This window comes from Algibacter lectus, from assembly GCF_900112395.1.
GTDB classification, from domain to species: Bacteria; Bacteroidota; Bacteroidia; order Flavobacteriales; family Flavobacteriaceae; genus Algibacter; species Algibacter lectus.
This window is the reverse complement of the sequence record NZ_FOLN01000005.1, coordinates 239220-254856: the sequence shown is the minus strand read 5'-3', so window position 1 is coordinate 254856 and position 15637 is coordinate 239220. Positions and strand designations below refer to the sequence as shown.

Annotated in this window: 15 protein-coding genes; 7 read left to right on the top strand and 8 right to left on the bottom strand. The window is 33.0% G+C overall.

Annotated features, from left to right (window positions below; all coding sequences use genetic code 11):
- Positions 1 to 6 precede the first annotated feature (6 nt).
- From BM246_RS10975 to BM246_RS10965, 3 genes are read left to right on the top strand one after another with little or no spacing between them, the layout of a single operon-like run.
- Positions 7 to 975 (top strand): ABC transporter permease, encoded by a 969-nt coding sequence (locus tag BM246_RS10975; protein ID WP_074937873.1) that lies wholly within the window; start codon positions 7 to 9, stop codon positions 973 to 975.
- Between the two features lie 22 nt (positions 976 to 997).
- A complete protein-coding gene (locus tag BM246_RS10970) occupies positions 998 to 2494 on the top strand; it encodes a mannitol dehydrogenase family protein (protein WP_074937870.1) in 1497 nt (498 codons plus the stop codon).
- 1 nt (position 2495) lies between these two features.
- Positions 2496 to 3377 (top strand): carbohydrate kinase family protein, encoded by an 882-nt coding sequence (locus tag BM246_RS10965; RefSeq protein WP_074937867.1) that lies wholly within the window; start codon positions 2496 to 2498, stop codon positions 3375 to 3377.
- 73 nt (positions 3378 to 3450) lie between these two features.
- Here BM246_RS10965 and BM246_RS10960 read toward each other — a convergent pair whose 3' ends face one another.
- Entirely contained in the window at positions 3451 to 4920 is a 1470-nt protein-coding gene (locus BM246_RS10960) for a mannitol dehydrogenase family protein (RefSeq protein WP_231961845.1), read from the bottom strand.
- A gap of 174 nt (positions 4921 to 5094) precedes the next feature.
- On the opposite strand from BM246_RS10960, the gene BM246_RS10955 reads away from it, so the two are divergent.
- A complete protein-coding gene (locus BM246_RS10955; protein WP_074937865.1) occupies positions 5095 to 5820 on the top strand; it encodes an NUDIX hydrolase in 726 nt (241 codons plus the stop codon).
- Between the two features lie 9 nt (positions 5821 to 5829).
- Here BM246_RS10955 and BM246_RS10950 read toward each other — a convergent pair whose 3' ends face one another.
- The 7 genes from BM246_RS10950 to BM246_RS10920 all read right to left on the bottom strand — a co-directional run bounded on the left by BM246_RS10950 (position 5830) and on the right by BM246_RS10920 (position 12900).
- Positions 5830 to 6279: a Spy/CpxP family protein refolding chaperone gene (locus BM246_RS10950; RefSeq protein ID WP_074937863.1), complete on the bottom strand. Its 450-nt coding sequence runs from the start codon at positions 6277 to 6279 to the stop codon at positions 5830 to 5832.
- 6 nt (positions 6280 to 6285) lie between these two features.
- Complete coding sequence (locus BM246_RS10945) at positions 6286 to 6783, bottom strand: hypothetical protein (RefSeq protein WP_074937861.1); 498 nt, start codon at positions 6781 to 6783, stop codon at positions 6286 to 6288.
- 33 nt (positions 6784 to 6816) lie between these two features.
- The gene (locus BM246_RS10940; RefSeq protein ID WP_074937858.1) at positions 6817 to 7359 is read right to left on the bottom strand and encodes an RNA polymerase sigma factor; all 543 of its coding nucleotides are present in this window, start codon (positions 7357 to 7359) and stop codon (positions 6817 to 6819) included.
- Positions 7360 to 7655: 296 nt separating this feature from the next.
- Positions 7656 to 9491 carry an ABC transporter ATP-binding protein gene (locus BM246_RS10935; RefSeq protein WP_042505828.1) on the bottom strand — a complete coding sequence of 612 codons (1836 nt, stop codon included), beginning with the start codon at positions 9489 to 9491 and terminating at the stop codon, positions 7656 to 7658.
- A 38-nt stretch (positions 9492 to 9529) separates the two neighbouring features.
- A complete protein-coding gene (locus BM246_RS10930) occupies positions 9530 to 11260 on the bottom strand; it encodes a phospho-sugar mutase (protein ID WP_175489796.1) in 1731 nt (576 codons plus the stop codon).
- A 119-nt stretch (positions 11261 to 11379) separates the two neighbouring features.
- Complete coding sequence (locus tag BM246_RS10925; RefSeq protein WP_042505827.1) at positions 11380 to 12330, bottom strand: glycosyltransferase family 2 protein; 951 nt, start codon at positions 12328 to 12330, stop codon at positions 11380 to 11382.
- Positions 12331 to 12369: 39 nt separating this feature from the next.
- Positions 12370 to 12900, bottom strand: coding sequence for a DUF4199 domain-containing protein (locus tag BM246_RS10920; RefSeq protein WP_042495793.1), 531 nt, complete (start codon positions 12898 to 12900; stop codon positions 12370 to 12372).
- Between the two features lie 161 nt (positions 12901 to 13061).
- Between BM246_RS10920 and BM246_RS10915 the strand changes: the two genes are divergently transcribed.
- From BM246_RS10915 to BM246_RS10905, 3 genes are all read left to right on the top strand, one after another.
- A complete protein-coding gene (locus tag BM246_RS10915) occupies positions 13062 to 13313 on the top strand; it encodes a type B 50S ribosomal protein L31 (protein WP_042495792.1) in 252 nt (83 codons plus the stop codon).
- Between the two features lie 129 nt (positions 13314 to 13442).
- Positions 13443 to 14618 (top strand): GlmU family protein, encoded by a 1176-nt coding sequence (locus tag BM246_RS10910; RefSeq protein WP_042505825.1) that lies wholly within the window; start codon positions 13443 to 13445, stop codon positions 14616 to 14618.
- A gap of 89 nt (positions 14619 to 14707) precedes the next feature.
- Positions 14708 to 15619: a TolB family protein gene (locus BM246_RS10905; RefSeq protein WP_083415780.1), complete on the top strand. Its 912-nt coding sequence runs from the start codon at positions 14708 to 14710 to the stop codon at positions 15617 to 15619.
- Positions 15620 to 15637 lie beyond the last annotated feature (18 nt).

Here is a 15637-nt window from a genome sequence, read left to right as displayed (position 1 = left end):
AAAATCATGGCATTAACAATAAAACAACAACTTAGTAGCCCTGGCGGTATACTTAAGTTTCTCGTAAAACATAATACAATTTTCATTTTCATATTGCTGGTTGTTTTTTCAGCATTAATTTCGGATGTATTTTTTACATCAACAAATCTTTCAAATTTATTAAAACAAGTTTCGGGTATAGGTATTATTAGTATCGGTATGTTGCTTGTTATTTTAACCGGAGGAATCGATTTATCTGTGGGTTCTATGGTAGCTTTACTGGCGGTTACCTTTGCAATTCTAGTTAATATTGTGGTGCTACCATTGGCAATTGTACTAACTATTGTTATTGGTTTTGCCTTAGGGAGTATTGCCGGATATTTGGTCGCATTTCAAAAAATGGCACCCTTTGTCGCTACTTTGGCTTTAATGACGATTGCTAGAGGATTAGGGTTTATCTATTCTAAAGGATCTCCAATTACTTTCAAAACTCCAGGAGGAGAGTTTATGTCTAACTTTGCAAATAATTCTACATTAGGTATTCCAAATATTGCCATTGTATTCTTTTTAATTGTGATTTTAGCTATGGTTATGTTGCGTTACAACGTCTTTGGACGATTAATAATTGCTATTGGAAGTAATGAAGAAGCATCGCGTTTATCTGGTATAAAAGTTAATAAATACAAGTTTTTAGTCTATGCTATCTCTGGAGCTTTAGCAGCAACTGCTGCTGTAATTGTAGCATCAAGAACCAACTTAGGGTCGCCTAACATGGGGATGGCTTGGGAGTTAGATGCTATCGCTGCCGTTGTAATTGGTGGAGCAAGTTTAAATGGCGGAAAAGGTACCGCGATAAATACCTTAATGGGTGTGCTTATTTTAGGTTTAATAGGAAATATTCTAAACCTTTTAAATGTACCATCTTATCCGCAGCAAGTTGTAAAAGGAGCTATCATTATTTTTGCTGTGTTACTTCAACGTTTCGATAGCAAATAATATCATATAATACTTAGAAAAAATGACAAGTTATAAATTAAATAACCAGAACCTATCAAGGTTTGAGGGTGAGGTTTCTATTCCTAAATATAACAGGAATAATGTGAAAACTGGAATTGTACATGTTGGTATTGGTGGGTTTCATAGATCGCATGAGGCGTTTTATACCGATCAATTATTGCATGATGAATCGAATGCAGATTGGGGTATTTGTGGTGTAGCATTGCTAGATTTTGATGCTAAAATATATAATACTTTAAAGGAACAAGATGGCCTATACACTCTAGTTGTAAAAGAGCTAGATGGTACGCTTACTAAGCGTGTAATTGGTTCTATTGTTGAGGTACTGTATGCGCCAGAAGATCCTAAGAAAGTAATTGAAAAAATGGCTAGCCCAGATGTTAAAATTATTAGTCTAACAATTACAGAAGGTGGTTATAACTATAATGAGGCAACAGGTGAATTCAATTTTGAAAACCCTTTAGTGCAACACGATATAGCTAATGCTGAAGCTCCAAAAACTATTTTTGGTTACTTAACGCAGGCGTTGAAATTAAGAAAGGAACGTGGCTTAAAAGGTTGTACTATTCAGTCTTGTGATAATATACAAGGTAATGGACACATGACTAAAAAAATGCTTTTAAGTTATGTAGGCGTTGCCGAGCCAGCATTGGTTGCTTGGGTAGAAGAGCATGTATCTTTCCCGAATGCTATGGTAGATAGAATTACGCCAGCAACAAGTCCTTCGGATATTTCAAGCCTAAAAGAAACTTCTGGTATTGATGATGCATGGCCAGTAGTTTGCGAACCTTTTAAACAATGGGTTATAGAAGATTATTTTTCTGCAGGAAGACCAAGCTGGGAAAATGTAGGCGCTCAATTTGTGCCAAACGTGGAGCCTTACGAAAAAATGAAACTTCAGTTATTAAATGCTGGTCATTCTGTTTTAGGAATTCTAGGTGCTTTAATGGGGTATGATACTATAGATGAAGCTGCTAACAACCCAAGTGTAAATGCATTTTTAAGAGCTTATATGGGTAGAGAAGTTGCTCCAATTTTAAGTGACTTAAAAGGTGTGGATTTAGAAAGTTACGAAGTATCTTTACTACAACGTTTCGGTAATGTTTATATTAAGGATCAAATTGATCGAATTTGCTCGGAAACTTCGGCTAAATTCCCAATATTTATTTTACCAACTATAAATGCGCAGTTAAAATTAGATGGCCATATTGAGCATGCAGCTTTAGTAACTGCGGCATGGGCTATTTACAGTTTGGGTAGTGATGAAAACGGAAAGGCTATAAATGTTAAAGATGTTATGGCATCTGTTTTAAATGAAAAGGCAAAGGAATCTAAAAATTGTCCAACCACGTTTTTAGAAATCGAATCTGTTTTCGGAAAATTAAAAGATTCTAAACTTTTTGCGGAAGCTTATACTAGCGCTTATAAAGACATTGTAAAGCATGGTGTCGAAAAATGTGTTTTAGAAATGAATATTAATCGTGTAAATTTTATATAAAATGGCAAATATCACAAGTTTTGGAGAAGTCTTGTGGGATGTTTTTCCAACCATGAAAAAAATTGGAGGCGCTCCATTAAATGTTGCAGTTAGGTTGCAATCTTTTGGAAATAATGTGTCTATGATTAGTCGTATTGGTGAAGATGAAAATGGCGAGGAGATCGTTAAATTCATTAAGTCAAAAGGCGTAAATGTTGATGGTGTTCAAGTAGATTCAACTCACAAAACAGGAAAAGTAAAAGTAGTATTAGATGAAACAGGTTCTGCTTCTTACGATATTATGTTTCCTAGAGCTTGGGATAAAATCGAGCTTAACGATCAGGTAAAAGCGATTGTATCTAATGGTGATGCCTTTGTATTTGGTAGTTTAATAGCTAGAGGTGATGTTTCTCGAGAAACGCTTTATGCGCTTTTGAAATTAGCAAAATATAAAATATTTGATGTTAATTTAAGACAGCCATATTATACTGCTGAGGTACTAAAATACTTAATGAGTCAGGCTGATTTTGTAAAGTTTAACGACGATGAAATTTTAGAGATAGCAAGTGATTTGGGCTTAAAGTCTAATGTTTTAGAAGACGCTATTCAGTTTATGGCGAAAGAAACTCAGGCAAAAACTATTTGTGTTACTAAAGGAGGTAAAGGCGCTATTTTGTATTTTAATAATACCTTTTATTATAACGATGGTTATGAGGTAACAGTTGTAGATACGGTTGGTGCTGGCGACTCGTTTTTGGCTTCCATTGTTACACAATTATTAAATAAAACAGCACCGCAAGACGCTTTAAACTTTGCTTGTGCCGTTGGTGCCATTGTAGCAAGTAGCGAAGGTGCAAATCCCGAAATTAAAGAAACAGATATAAAGCGAATGATTAACAGCTAAGAATTTGTTTTTTGTTAATAGTGCTTGAGAAGCTTTATGAATTTGGTCATAAAGCTTTTCTCGTTTTATAGAGTTAAATTAAATTAGCATTGAAGTTTATAATGCTTTCTTTAATGTTGTGTGTTCTTAGGTAGCTTAAATATTTAAAATACTTTTCCGTGAAAACGGAATGGTTACTTAAGTCTTTAAAAATCGATTTTATTTCTAAAAACTTAATAGGGTTTTGTTGAGATAGTGCTGCCATTCTAATTAGTGTATTACTGATAGAATCGTTTATGTTGTAAGGGTTGCCTTGGTCGTCAATACCATCGTTATATTTACACCAAGCTGCAATTACAAAAGCAATGTGGTTAAAATCTTTTGTTTCTTCTGAAAGCTGAATATCTAGTGTTGACAAAATAAAAATTGGAATTTTAGCCGAACTTTCACTACAAATCCGAGACAGACTATCATTTATATTCGGGTTTTTAAACCGAGAAATTAAAGTTGTTTTATATTCTTCTATAGTTTTGTTTTTGGCATCAACCAAAGTTGGTGTTACTTCAAGGTCCATAAAAGTTTCAAGAAATAAAATAAAATCATCATCATTGGCAGCTTCTTGTACTGTTTTGTAACCGTGTAAAGTGCCTAAAACGCCTAAAATACTATGGCCAGCATTTAAAAGCTGCAATTTCATGTTTTGGTATGGTGCAATATTTTTTACAAATTGAACACCTACTTGTTCCCAATTTGGCTTTTGTTTATAGAAGTTGTCTTCAATAATCCATTCTGTAAAAGATTCGCAAACTACAGGCCACTGGTCTTCTATTAAATAGTCGTTTTTTAGCGCATCTAAATCTTTGTGGTGGGTAACTGGTGTTATTCTGTCAACCATTGTGTTTGGAAAGGTTGTATTGCTTTTTAGCCAAGGTAGTAAGTCGGGTTCATTCTTACTTACGTAATTTAAAAACGAAAGCTTCATGGTGTCTCCATTATCCTTAATGTTGTCGCAAGATAGAATGGTGCAACCAGATAATCCGCGAAGTTTTCTAAGTTTAAAAGCCTGTGTTAAGTATCCAAAAACAGTTTTCGGGTTAAACGGGTTTATAACTTCTTCTGCTACTGCAGGATGTTTTTGGTTAAATTCACCAGTAATTTCATTTAAGTGATAACCATCTTCTGCAATGGTTAAACTAATTATTTTAATATCAGGGTTTGCCAAGCGCTCAATAACCGCCATTGGGTTTTCTGGTCCAAAAAAATACTCTACAATAGAGCCAATTATTTTAGGTTTATGTACGCTAGTGGCATCTTTGGTTATTAGGGTGTAAAGCCCGTCTTGGTCTTTTAAAACATTATAAGTTTTTCTATCGGAATCCAATAAATCTATACCACAAATACCATAGCTTAATTCATGATGCTTTTCAATTAAATTGTGCATGTAATAGGCTTGGTGAGAGCGATGGAAATTACTCACGCCAATATGTGCAATACTTGTTTTAACTTGGTCGCGATCAAACAGAGGGGTAGAAGCGTTTTCTTTTATCGCTTCTATATTTTCCATGTTTAAATATAAAGAATTGGGCATTTTATTTTGGTATTGTGTGGGTGTTTAAATTCTTTTTAAATTTACATAAAAAAATATTGATTTGCATTGAAAATTTGCGGTTTCATTGTATATTAGAGAATATAAAAATATTTTATTGTTTTTTTTACAGATGAATTTTTAAGGTGAAAAATGGATTTTAGGAAGCGAGATAATGTATCGGTAGATTGTGTGATTTTTGGATTAAATGATTTGGGTTTAAACGTTTTATTGCGAAAGCGAACCTTGAATATGTTTGATGAAAATTACCCAGTTATTGACGATTGGATGATTACCGGTGGACGTGTTTTTATTAGTAAAACCTTAGAGGAGTCTGCCAATGTAATTTTTGAAGGTATTACGGGGTATAATGAATTTAACAGAACTCAATTTAGAACCTACGGAAATCCAACACGATTAAAATCTGATAAAGATTTACTTTGGGTGCGTAGCCATGGTGTAAAAACGCAATCTATGACTATTGCTTATTATTTTGCACAACCCATAGAAAGCATTATTGTTGATGAAGATCAGTTTAAGTGGTTTTCTATCGATGCGTTGCCAGAGCTAGGCTTCGATCATAGTAAAATTATTAAAGATGCGCACGAGGATTTAAAACAGAAAATTATGGTAGAGCCCATAATATTCGATTTAATGCCTAATAAATTTACTTTAAATGAATTGCAATTTGCTTTCGAGTCGGTTTTAGAAATAGAACTCGATAACCGAAACTTTAGAAAGAAAGTATTGAAGAAAATATATATTGTTCCATTAAATGAAACTAAAAAAGGAACGGCTAAAAAACCATCCAAATTGTATGTTTTTAGCCGTGATGTTTATGATAAAGTTTCGGAAAAAGACTTTATTGTTAATGTATAATCTTTAATGTTATTCCTTCTTTCCTTCGCGTTTACGCTTCTTGTATTCGTCAAATAATTTGCGGTTAAAATCATCTTCTGTAGCTTTTAGTAAAATTATCTTTTTTGGAGAAATTATTTTCTTTAAGTTAACAATAAGGTTAACGCGCTCTTGGTGCAATGTGTTTTCGGCCTGTACAAATTTCTCTAATAATTCTTCAGCTTTAGCATCAGTAAGTGTAGCTGCATTATCTTTTATTTCTTTACGAATACCACGCATATCTTCATATTTACATTTTCTAGATTTTTCGTCGTAGGCATTGTAAATAGGCCAGAATGCTTGCGCTTCTTTAGCTGTTAAGTCTAACTTTTCGGTAATAAAGGATACTTTTAACGCTTGTATGCGCTCGCGATCTTTATGTTGAGCAAATACACTTACGGTAAATAAGAGTACGAATAAGGTTGAAATGTATGTTTTCATGTTTTGTTATTTTATAATTAAATCTTCTACAGAAGTGTTTTCTAGAAAATAGCCTTCCATAGCTTCGTCTGCAAATTCTAAAGAGTCAAAATCATCTTCAGATATATCGTCTACTAATAATAGTGAGGCGATTTCATAAGAGCCTACGTTTTCATCTAAAATATAGTTCTCTACGGTTTCGGTGTCTAGACTGTCCCAGCTTGTTTCTTTTTCAAAAATTGAAAGATTGAATAATAATAGAACTGCGGCAGCAATACTTGAAAAATAAAGTAGATTCTTTTTGTTGAACAAAGGAATCACTTTTGTCGTTTCTTTTTCTGAAACTTTACTTAAAATACTGCTTTCTAGGGTATCGAAATAACCATCGGGAGCTTTGAAACCAGAATCACTCACGGTTTCATTTAGCTTAATTTCAGCCATTAAGCGATCTTCTAGATTATCGAAATAATCTTTGGGAGCTTTTAAGCCTGAATTAGTTACGTTATGTATTTTATTTGTTTTCATCTTATTATTAAGACTTGTGTTTTTCTAAAAGGTTTAATCTTCGGTTAAAAACGCTTCAATTTTTTTGACTGCCAAATGGTACGATGCTTTTAAAGCGCCTTCACTTGTTTCTAAAATTTCAGACATATCTTTATATTTAATGTCTTCAAAATATTTCATATTAAAAACCAATTGTTGCTTTTCCGGAAGCGTAGCAATGGCTTGCTGTAATTTTAATTGAATAGCATCGCCTTCAAAATAAACATCGGAAGCTAAATTATTAATAGCTGAATCTTGTACTTCCTGGTTACTTGTTTGCAAACGTTTAGCATTTTTGTTTATAAACGTAATAGACTCGTTAGTAGCTATACGGTACATCCAGGAAAAAAGTTTACTATCACCTTTAAAATTACCTATGTTTTTATAGATTTTAATAAAGGTGTTTTGCAATACATCATCAGTATCATCATGCGATTTTACAATATTTCGAATATGCCAATACAGTCGCTCTTTGTAAAGCGTTATTAGCTCTCTAAAGGCGGATTCTTTATGGGTATCCGATTTTAATTGCTCTATGAGCTGTATTTCGTCCGTCACTAATACTTCTTTATTTCTTAGACTTATAAATATACAAAAGGTTTAATACGTTATAATGTTTTTTTTAAAAATATAAAACGCTCTGTTTTTATAGATTTTGTTTGTTTTTACCGTTAAAAAGCATATATTTTAGATTAAAAGCATATTTATTTTGTTTTGTAAGATTAATTGTCTTAAATTTGCTTCAGAAACCTGCTTAAGTTGTTAGATGCCCCAAATCTAGCATTAACCTACAAAAAAGGATAGAAACCCCCAAGTCTCTATCCTTTTTATATTTTACAACATGTTTTTGAAGTTTATTCGAAACTTTGCATATCTACAAGTTTTTTATAAACGCCATTTTTATCAATAAGTTCCTGGTGTTTACCTTGCTCTACTATTTCGCCTTTGTTTAAAACAACAATTTGATCTGCATTTTGAATGGTTGAAAGTCTATGTGCAATAACTATAGATGTTCTGTTTTTCATCATGTTTTCTAGAGCAACTTGTACTAAGCGTTCGCTTTCGGTGTCTAAGGCAGAGGTCGCCTCATCTAACACCATAATTGGAGGGCTTTTAAGTACAGCGCGCGCAATACTTAAGCGTTGCTTTTGTCCGCCAGAAAGCTTGTTTCCTGCGTCGCCAATATTGGTTTCAATACCATTTGGTAAATCTTTTACAAATTCCCAGGCATTTGCAATTTTTAAGGCTTCAATAACCTCGTCGTCGGTAGCGTTTTGTTTACCTAGTTTTAGGTTGTTTTTTATGCTTTCGTTAAATAGAATAGCATCTTGTGTTACAATACCTAACTGCGCACGTAAAGCACTTGTTTTTAAATCACTAATGTTGATGCTGTCTATTAAGATCTCTCCTTTGTTTACATCGTAAAAACGAGTGATTAAGTTGGCAATTGTAGATTTACCACTACCAGATTGGCCTACTAAAGCAACGGTTTTTCCTTTAGGAATGGTTAATGAAAAATCTTTTAAAACATAATCATCTTGATATTTAAAGGAAATGTTTTTGAATTCAATTTCAGAATCGAAACTCGTTTTGTCGATAGCACCTTCTTTATCTTTTAAAGGGTTAGGTGTATCAATAATTTCCTGTATTCTTTCCGCAGCAGCGCTACCTTGTTTTATTTTGTATAAACCGCGACTAATCGCTTTTGCAGGTGTTAAAATGTTATAAGCAAGCCCCATGTAAACAAGAAAGGTACTGCCCGTTAATGAGGAATCGGCATTACCGCTTAATACTAAGTTTCCTCCATACCATAAAATTACGGCAATCATACAAATACCTAAAAACTCACTACTTGGCGATGCTAGGTTTTGACGATTTAGTAGCTTGTTTGAGAAGTTGTAAAATCTAGTTGTTGATTCTTGAAACTTTGTATTGAAGTTGTCTTCTGCACTAAAACCTTTAATGATACGTAATCCTGTTAATGTCTCTTCTAAAGTAGATAAGAAAACACCTTGCTCTTTTTGAACACGATCGGATTTTCGTTTTAAACTTTTTCCTATTCTTGAGATAATAAAGCCCATTATAGGGATGAAAACGAATACAAATAATGTTAAGTTTACACTAATGTATAGCATGGCTATTAGTGTGAAAATAATAGTTAGAGGCTCTCTTACGATTAATTCTAAAACCGATAGAAAAGAGTATTGTAAATCTAAAACATCACTAGTTACTCTTGATAGGATGTCACCTTTACGTTGTTCTGAAAAATAAGAAAGCGGCAACTCCATTGTTTTTTTGTAAACGCTATTTCTTAAATCTCGAATAACCCCATTTCTTAAAAACACTAAGAAGTAATTTGCTAAATAACCGGCAATATTTTTTAGGAAAAACATAACAATTATTAAGCCAACCACATAAACTAATGCTTTGGCATTATCGCCACCAGTTAGTTGATTCATTTCGAACGCTAAATAGTTTTCAGCATATTCTCCTAGCTTCATTATGCCTGTGTAAACAGGTTTTGATGTAGGAACCACCTTTTTTGCGTCGAAAATAACGTCTAGCATAGGCTTTAATGCTATAAAAGAAAGTGTACCAAATAACGCATAAAACACATTAGCGATAATGTGTCCTATGGCGAAATTTTTATATGGTTTGGCATACCGAAGTATGTTATAAAAATGATTCATCTAAATTGATGCTTGTTTTATTTAAATTGTTCTGATCCTTAAATAAGGTTCATGCTTTTTAAGATGTCTTCAGCTTTAGCGTCTAATGAAGCTTCGGTTGTTTTAAAATCTTCAACAGCTTTTAGCTCTGTGTTTACACTTACGTAGAACTTAATTTTTGGTTCGGTTCCACTTGGTCTTAATGCTACTTGGCTTCCATCTTCAGTATAGTAAATTAGTACATTAGATTTTGGAACGTCTATTGTAGATTCTTCACCAGTAATCATGTTTTTTGAAATTGATAAATCGTAATCTTCAAATTTTACAACTTTAGAACCATTAACAACTTTAAGTGTGTTGTTACGAGCATCCGTCATCATTTGTTTGATTTCTTCAGCACCTTCAATACCTTTCTTGGTTAACGAAATTAATTTCTCTTTGTAAAAACCATGTTCTGTATATAATTGAAGTAATTCATTAAAGAAAGAACTTCCGTTAGATTTTGTGATAGCTGCAATTTCGCATGCTAATAGGGTAGAGGTTACGGCATCTTTATCGCGAACAAAATCGCCAACCATAAAACCAAAACTCTCTTCACCACCACCAATAAAATCTAATTTTGGAAAATCGTGAATTAATTTAGCTATCCATTTAAAACCAGTTAAAACAATTTTACTTTCTACACCGTAAGATGTAGCTAGTTTTGTTAGCATAGGTGTAGATACAATTGTAGATGCAATAAATTCTTTACCTTTAATTCTGTCTTCTTCTTTCCATTGTTTTAGTAAGAAATCCGTCATCATTAACATGGTCTGGTTTCCGTTTAGTAATTGTAATTCACCATCAGCATTTCTAACGGCTACGCCTAAACGATCACAATCTGGATCGGTACCAATAACGATATCTGCATTTACTTTATCGGCTAATTCTAAAGCCATTTTTAAAGCAGCAGGTTCTTCTGGGTTTGGAGATTTTACTGTTGGAAAATCACCATCTGGCACTTCTTGTTCTTTTACAATATGTACATTTTTGTATCCAGCACGTTTTAATGTTTCTGGAACTGCGGTAATTGATGTACCGTGTAATGATGTAAATACAATAGTTAAATCGTCTTTAGCGGCTTGAGTTGCGCCAACCGAACCGTTTTGAACTGATGCGTTGATAAAAACATCGTCAACATCTTTACCTATATATTGAATTAAATCGTTGTTTGCCTCAAACTTAATATCAGCATAATCTAAATCGTTAATTAAGCCAATAACACCACCATCATGCGGAGGTACTAATTGCCCACCATCTTGCCAGTATACTTTGTAACCATTATATTCTGGTGGATTGTGAGATGCTGTTAATACAATACCACAGTGACAGTTTAAATGTTTTACTGCGAAAGATAATTCTGGTGTAGCACGTAAATCTTCAAATAAATAAACTTGAATACCATTTGCAGAAAATACATCGGCAACTAATTTTGCTAAAGATTTACTGTTGTGTCTACAATCGTAAGCAATTACAGCTTTAGGTGTTTCATCTGGAAAAGATTTATGCAAATAATCACTTAAACCTTGTGTGCTTTTACCTAAAGTATATTTGTTAATACGGTTTGTACCAACCCCCATAATACCACGCATACCACCTGTACCAAATTCTAAATCTTTATAAAAGCTTTCTTGTATATCTTTTGGATTGTTTGCAATACTATCTTTAATAGTTTTTTGCGTTTCCTCATCAAAAGCTGGTGTTAACCAGGCGTTTATTCTGTCTAAAATTTTTGGTTCAATGTGTATCATATATGTATAATTAGTTGTGTAACAAATGAGAACAAAAGTAAACAATTGTTGAAGAATAATTTTTAAAAACAGGCAATTTTGATGCTCTTAAAAGTGTTTTTAACTATTTCTTAATGATTTTAGTTTAAATTTAATTCATCTTTAATTAAATACCGTTTTTTATCTGGTCTGTTTCTCAAGATAATTTCTCCTAAAAACCCAGCTACAAAAAACTGTGTACCAATAATCATGGTAGAAAGTGCGATATAAAATTGAGGGCGTTGCGTAATTAACCTACCTGCGCGATCTAGAAATAATTTATCAATACCAAGATAAATTGCAAATGCAAAACCAATGGCAAACATTATAAAGCCTAATGCTCCAAAGAGATGCATAGGGCGTTTTCCGAAACGAGATAGAAACCAAATGGTAATTAAATCTAGAAAACCATGAATAAAACGATCCATGCCAAATTTAGTTTCACCATATTTTCTGGCTTGGTGCTGTACTACTTTTTCACCAATATTAGAGAAGCCTGCGTTTTTTGAAAGCACCGGAATATAACGGTGCATTTCGCCATTAACATCAATGTTTTTTACAACTTCTTTTTTATAAGCTTTTAAGCCACAATTAAAATCGTTCAGTTTTACTCCCGATGTTTTTCTGGCAGCCCAATTAAATAGTTTTGATGGAATGTTTTTAGCTATTACAGAGTCATAACGTTTCTTTTTCCAGCCCGAAACCAAATCGAAACCATCCTTTGTAATCATATTATAAAGATCCGGAATTTCGTCTGGATTATCTTGTAAATCGGCATCCATGGTGATAATTACATCGCCTTCCGCTTTTTCAAAACCGGCATGTAAAGCCTGAGATTTTCCAAAATTCCGTAAAAACCGAATGCCTTTTACGCTATTATTTTGCGTTGAAAGTAAGGTGATGATATTCCATGACTCATCTTTACTTCCGTCATCAATAAAAATAATTTCGTACGAAAATTGATGCTTTTGCATAACGCCAGCAATCCAATCGTGCAATTCGGTTAAAGAGTCTTGTTCGTTAAGTAGTGGTATAACTACTGATATATCCATGTAATTTTTTTCAGATAATAAAGTTCAAAAATACTGAAATTATTCTGCGTCAGGGTTCTTTTTTTTCATTGCTGCCGCAACTATTAAACCAATAATACTAAACATAACTAAGTAACCGGCCAAACCTTTAGCGATGTTGGCTAAAGAATAATTGTTTTGAGCTTCCATGTTTTCAACGGTTTGGTCGATAATATCAGTTGGTGAATTAAAGCCCTCCATCATTTGTACTGTTTTTTCAATAGTAATCTCTTTTAAAGCGGTTGCAGCTTCTGGATCGATAAAATTGAATAATATATAAGATACTAAAGTACTAATTAGTAACCCTAGGGCAACAGTAATAAAATAGGCTGTAAAAGCTTCTTTAAAAGTAGCATAACTGTTTTGAGCTTGTTTAACCTTGGCTACAGAAACAATTCCGAAAACAATAATAGCAATTAAAATGAAGGCACCTAGCCAAGTATTAGCAAGTAATTCAATATTTACGGCGTAAGGAATTATAGTGATTAGCGCTAGAAAAGCTCCTAAATACAATCCGAAATTAGTAGCAATAGATTTTAAAGTTTTTTCCATGATATTTTGATTAAATTATTTTAGTTGAATTGTTAGTGTTCAAAGATACTAAAACGTTACATTTGTACCAGTAAAAAATAAAATGCAAAAAAGATTGTGAATTTATAAAATTTACTTAAATTTGCACTTCCAAAATTGAAAAGAATAAAAAGCATTTAGCGATGAGAAAAGGTATACACCCAGAAAATTATAGATTAGTAGCGTTTAAAGATATGTCTAACGAAGATGTGTTTTTAACAAAATCTACAGCAAATACAAACGAAACTATTGAGGTTGACGGTGTTGAATATCCATTAATAAAAATGGAAATTTCTAGAACGTCTCATCCTTTTTACACTGGTAAATCTAAATTAGTAGATACAGCTGGTCGTATTGACAAGTTCAAAAACAAATACGCTAAGTTTAAAAAATAAATTTAGCCTACATTTAATATATAAAGCCTTCATATTTAATATGGAAGGCTTTTTTGTTTTCTATATTTAAATTACATTTGAATTCATAATTAAAGTTTGTGTTGGCAAGCTTTTAATTTTATACTTAAAATGAATTATATACTTTTTGACGGTCCTTCAAGAAATAATCTATTGCCTTTTACTTATACAAGGCCTGTTGCAGATATTAGAGTAGGCATATTAACTATTCGTGAAAAGTGGGAAAGCTATTTAAGTTGCACAACAACTACGGTAACTGAAGATTATTTAGCAGATAAATATCCGATGGTGGAGATGGAAGTTAATGTTATGATTAATGCGTCGTACTTGCCAAATGAGGGATTGGTTGCTAAAATTAAAACATTAGAAGAAAATCAAGCTATTTTTCAAGGAGACGATGTTATTGCTTTTTTTGCAGTAGAAGGACAAGAAGATATTGATTTTGATGACTACAAAGCCATTGAGTTTGATGGCGATGTATTAAAAATTGAAAATACTTGGGATATTTTTTCTAAAAACGGCGATGCAATCAAGGCCGATTTTGAATTAATTACAGAAGATAGAAAGTCTGAAACTATCTCGGAAACCAATAACCTTATAGCTCCAGAAAACATTTTTATAGAAGAAGGGGCGAAATTGGAATATGTTTCGTTGAACGCTACAAACGGACCTATATACATTGCTAAAGATGCGGAGATAATGGAAGGTGCGCTTATTCGTGGGCCTTTTGCTTTATGCGAATCTTCTACTATTAAAATGGGAGCCAAAATTTATGGTCCAACAACAGTAGGGCCTTTTAGTAAAGTTGGTGGCGAGGTTAATAATTCGGTTATTTTTGGGTATTCTAATAAAGGACATGAAGGCTTTTTAGGGAACTCTGTATTAGGTGAGTGGTGTAATTTAGGTGCTGACACTAACAATTCTAACCTTAAAAATAATTATGCCGAAGTGCGCTTATGGGATTACCAAACAGAAGGTTTTGCTAAAACAGGTTTACAGTTTTGTGGTTTAATGATGGGTGACCATAGTAAATGTGGAATAAACACCATGTTTAATACCGGGACTGTAGTTGGCGTTAGTGCAAATATTTTTGGAACGGGGTTTCCTCGTAATTTTGTACCAAGTTTTTCATGGGGCGGAAGCAGTGGTTTTACCACTTACTTAACAAAGAAAGCTTTTGAGGTAACTAAAATTGTTATGAGTAGGCGCGGTATTGAATTTACCGAGCAAGAAGAGGCTATTTTAACTCATGTTTTTGAGGAAACAAAAAAGTTTAGAAGAGAATAGATTTATGTTTTAAAATAAACAGACGAAGTTTTTTTGTAAACTTTTGAATTACACAGGTATTTGTATATTTGTTTAAATATCAGTTTTTTATGATGAAATTTGTAGTCTGTGTTTTTTTGTTTTGTAACGGAATAGTTTTAGCTCAAAATGAAAATTATGTTGTTGAGAATTTAAGTTTGAACAATGAAAATCCTCATTTTGGATTAATGCGAGTTGCCGATGCGGTTATAGTAACATCTTTTCAACTTGATAAAAAAGGAAGAGTAAAGCGCGTTCAAGGCCAGCCAAAACTAACAATATTTCAAGGTGAGATTAAGAATTCTGAGACTATTGAAAACTTATCAACTGTTCAAATCGATCCCAAAGCTGGTGTACCGCAAATTACTAGCGCAACATTATCTCGAGACGGAAGTCTTATTTATATCACTACAGTTTATACCAATAAAAATAAACCAAACGTTAGGTTTAAGGAAACTAATTTTCATTTAGAAGTTGGGGAGTTTAAAGCCGGTGTTGGTTTTACTAATTTTAAAGTTTTGCCATTTTGTAAACCTCGGTTTTCTTATGCGCACCCCGCGTTAAGTCCCGATGGTAAAACTTTGTTTTTTACCGCAAATATTAAAGGAGGTAAGGCTACTACAAAAGGAGGTTCAGATATTTTTAAGGTGGATATTTTAGATGGCAACACATTTAGTGAACCAGAAAATTTAGGTTCCAAGGTGAATTCTTATGGAAAAGAAATGTTCCCATTTATAGCTAGTGATAATACATTGTATTTTTCATCCAACAGACCTAATGGCTTTGGAGGTTACGATTTGTATAAATGTAAAATTAATGAAGATAGTACTTATGAAAAAGCAGAAAAACTTGAAAAACCATTAAATAGTGTTAAGGACGATTTGTCTTTAATAATGAATGCAAATAATACTTCTGGTTTTTTATCGTCGAAACGCTTAGGCGGAAAAGGAGACGATGATATCTATGTTTTTAAAATGAAATAAGTAGGGAATTGCCTATCT